Consider the following 3980-nt stretch of genomic DNA (forward strand, 5'->3'; position numbering starts at 1 on the left):
TTCCCACATATGACGGTTTTTAATAATGTAGCATACGGACTGACGATCAAGAAAGTACCAAAGCCTGAGATTCAGGAAAGAGTCATGGAGATGCTGAGACTTGTTCAGCTGGAAGGGTTTGAGAAGCGTAAGCCGGATGAACTTTCCGGCGGTCAGAAACAGCGAGTGGCGATTGCAAGAGCACTGGTCAACAAACCGAAGGTACTGCTTCTGGATGAACCTTTGGGTGCGCTTGACTTGAAGCTGCGTAAGCAGATGCAGATTGAATTGAAGCGTCTTCAGAAGAAACTGGGAATTACATTTATCTATGTTACCCATGATCAGGAAGAGGCATTGACCATGAGTGATCGGATTGCGGTTATGCATGATGGCGTTCTGGAACAGTTAGATGTACCGATGGAGATTTATGAGCATCCGAAGACAAAGTTTGTAGCCGGATTTATAGGCGAATCCAATATTTTTGATGGTAAGGTGACAGACAAGAAAGACAATGTGCTGACTGTTCAGACAGAGGCTGGTATGATGCAGGTATGCGGGGCTGATTTTGAAGTTGGCGAGGAGATGCATGTGGCTATCCGTCCGGAATATATGGATGTGAGCAAGACGCCTGTTGAAGGATTTGATCTGCCTGGCACCGTGAAGGATTTTATTTATCAGGGAACGGTTGTCAAGACAGCCCTCGATATTAAGAACGGTCAGGAGATTAAGTATTCTCGTTTTGAGCAGGATACAGATATTGCAGAAGGCAATCAGGTTTATGTTTGCTGGAGACCTGAGAAGGCCGTTGCCATCAAGAAGAGTATGTAGGGGGCGGTCTGATGAACAATAAGAAAAAGAAGAATATGCTTCCGGCATTGGCCATGGCAGGCCCGGTATCTGTCTGGATGATTTTGTTTGTGACCATTCCGATGCTGTATATTATTTATATCAGTTTTATGTCCAGAGGTGTATTCGGTGATGTCGTTTATAAGTTTTCGACAGAAAGCTACAAAACGATTCTTAATCCTACATATTTTAAGGTTATTTTGAAGTCGCTGAAAGCAGCAGGGATTACGACGATTCTCTGTCTGCTGTTGGGATATCCGTTGGCTTATATTATTGCCCATAAGCCGAAGGATACAGCTGCGAAGCTGATTACGCTGATCATGATCCCGTTCTGGACGAATTCATTGATGCGTTTGAACAGCTGGCTGCTTTTGTTCCAGACAAGTGGTCCGATCAACAATTTCCTTGTGGGAACAGGCATTGTCAAGGAACCGATTACATTTATTTATACAGATGGGCTGGTGCTGATCGGTCTGATTACCAACATGCTGCCATTTGCGGTGCTTCCGCTTTACAGTACCATTGAGAAGCTGGACAAGTCTCTGATTGAGGCATCCGCAGACCTGGGTGCCAGTGCAGCCACTACATTTATGCGTGTGACGCTGCCAATCACATTTCCGGGTATTTTTTCAGCGATCATCCTCGTATTTATCCCGAGCCTGGGTATTTACACCGTTACTGATATGCTGGGCGGCGGCAAGATCTTATACATTGGTAATATTATCAAGAACCAGTTCGGTTCCATCCGAAACTGGCCGCTGGGTGCAGCACTGTCTGTAATGCTGATCGTTATTACTATGCTGCTTATCTTCATTTATACAAGATTTGCGAAGATTGAAGATATGGAGGTAGTATAATGTCGAAAATTGCCAAGAAAAGAAAAAGACTGAACATCATCAGTAATGTGTATGCATTTCTGGTGTATGCCCTTTTGTATATTCCGGTGGCAGTTATGATGGTTTTCTCTTTTAATGACCAGAAGTATAACTATTACTGGAATGGTTTTACCACACAGTGGTACACCAAGCTCTTTACCAATTCTACATTGGTGGACAGTTTGATCTACAGTTTGATCATTGCGGTACTGAGTACTCTGATTTCCGTATTTATCGGTACCATCGGTGCCCTCGGTTTGAAGCGGTATGAATTCAAGATGAAGAAATTCATTGACAATATGCTGTATATTCCGATCATCGTGCCGGAAATTGTTCTGGCGGTGGCATTGCTGATTATTTTCCTGAAAGTCGGCGTGTCTATGGGGATAGGAACCATTCTGATCGGTCACTGTACATTCTGTATTCCATATGCCATCGTCACCATTAAAGGACGTATCAGCGGCGACAACGAGACTTTGGAAGAGGCCAGCATGGATCTTGGTGCCAACCGGGTACAGACCCTGCTTCGTGTGACCCTGCCGAATATTTTCCCGGGTGTCATGAGTGCGGCATTCCTGTCCTTTACAATGTCATTTGATGACGTTGTCATGAGTAATATGCTGGCAGGTGCCAAACAGTCCACATTGCCTGTCCTGATCCTTTCTATGAACAAGACAGGTGTAACGCCGGATGTTAATGCATTGGCGACAATTATGATTCTTATCATCGTAGCAGCGATGATTTTGAATAATATTATTCAAGGGGCCCTTCACAAAAGGGTAAAATAAGGAGGTTTTCATTATGAAAAAGAGATTACTGGCGACTGTCCTTGCCGGTGCCATGGTTTTATCAATGGCAGCATGTGGCAACAGTAATGCCAACAAAACAGAATCCGCAGCAGCATCCGAAACAGCGAATGCTTCAACAGAAGCCGGAGCAGAAAGCGGTGAAACACAGGCAGCTGCTCAGGACGGCGATGCAAGCTCTGAGCTGAACATTTATATGTGGCAGCAGTACATTTCTGATGATCTGATCAAGAACTTTGAGACGGAGAACAACTGTAAGGTGAATCTTTCTTACATGAGTGATAATGCTGATGCCATCAATAAACTGACAGCAGGCGGCGGTGATGAATATGACCTGATCATGACATGTGATGCTTACATGAAATCCCTGATCGCAGGCGGTTATGTTGAAGAACTGAATCTGGACAACATTCCGAATTCATCCAACATCAACGATACATACTGGGTATCCAAGGGTTACTGTGTACCTTATCTGATGAACTACATCTATGTTGTATATGATTCAGAAACATGCCCTGTTGAAATCCACAGCTACAATGATCTGCTTCAGTCCGGTCTGAAGATTTCTACAATTGATGGCGCAAGAAATTTGTTCCCAATCGCACTTGTTGCCCTTGGTTATGATCCTAACTCCACAAATGAGAGTGAAATCGCAGAAGCTTACGAGTGGTTGCAGAAGTTCAATGAAAACGTTGTTGCTTATGGTAATGCAGAACAGAACCTGACAAATGGCACAGCGAATGTTGCTGTTACATACGATGGTAATGCTTCATGGGCTATGAAAGAAAAGAACACAATCAAAGTTGCAGATTTCACAAGCGATCCGATCCAGCTTGGTATTGACCTCTTTGTTATGCCTAAGGGTGCAAAACATGTAGATCTTGCAGAAAAATTCCTGAACTACATCTGCACAGCTGAAGTTATGGCTAAGAACCTTGAAGAGTTCCCATACTCCTGTCCGAACGATGCAGCCGTTGCAGCAGCATCTGATGATTACAAGAACGACCCTGCAAGAGATTTCTCTTACAAGGAAAATGTATTCTTCCAGGAAGATGTTGGCGATGCGCTGACAATCTACAACGACTACTATCAGAAACTTAAAGTTGGTGAATAAGCCGATTTGATGATAGGGTGGACCGCTCTTCTGATTGAAGTGGAGTGCGGTCCACTGAATGAATAACAGAAAACGAAAGGAGCTTATCCTTACGCTGGAATAAGCTCTTTTTGTTTTCTTTTTTGTGTTTTTCGGCCGCACGCCCTCTTGGTCCATTGAACAGTCAAACTGGCATCAAAGGGAGAGGGATTAGGGTGAAAGAACAATTCATTATTTTGTCCATATTTCTAAGGTTTTTAACAAAAGTTAGCAAGAATTCTTCTTCCTCTACAGGTGGGAGATAAATTGCAGAAAAAAGAAAATAGAACGCTTGTTCTGTGGTGCGAAGTGTGGTATACTATAATCAGTCGAAAGGATAGA

General features: G+C 43.6%; 4 protein-coding genes. All 4 read left to right on the top strand.

Annotated features, from left to right (window positions below; genetic code table 11):
* Positions 1 to 807, top strand: an 807-nt coding sequence (locus WMO25_RS15770; protein ID WP_349086117.1) for an ABC transporter ATP-binding protein, incomplete at its 5' end; no start/stop codon positions are given.
* An 11-nt stretch (positions 808 to 818) separates the two neighbouring features.
* The gene (locus WMO25_RS15775; protein WP_117528898.1) at positions 819 to 1682 is read left to right on the top strand and encodes an ABC transporter permease; all 864 of its coding nucleotides are present in this window, start codon (positions 819 to 821) and stop codon (positions 1680 to 1682) included.
* A complete protein-coding gene (locus WMO25_RS15780; RefSeq protein ID WP_117539291.1) occupies positions 1682 to 2488 on the top strand; it encodes an ABC transporter permease in 807 nt (268 codons plus the stop codon). Before WMO25_RS15775 ends, WMO25_RS15780 begins: the two co-directional genes overlap by 1 nt.
* Positions 2489 to 2501: 13 nt before the next feature.
* Complete coding sequence (locus tag WMO25_RS15785) at positions 2502 to 3620, top strand: polyamine ABC transporter substrate-binding protein (protein ID WP_178440072.1); 1119 nt, start codon at positions 2502 to 2504, stop codon at positions 3618 to 3620.
* The last annotated feature ends 360 nt before the right edge of the window (positions 3621 to 3980 follow it).

It is taken from the genome of Coprococcus intestinihominis, assembly GCF_040096555.1.
Lineage (GTDB): Bacteria > Bacillota > Clostridia > Lachnospirales > Lachnospiraceae > Coprococcus_A > Coprococcus_A intestinihominis.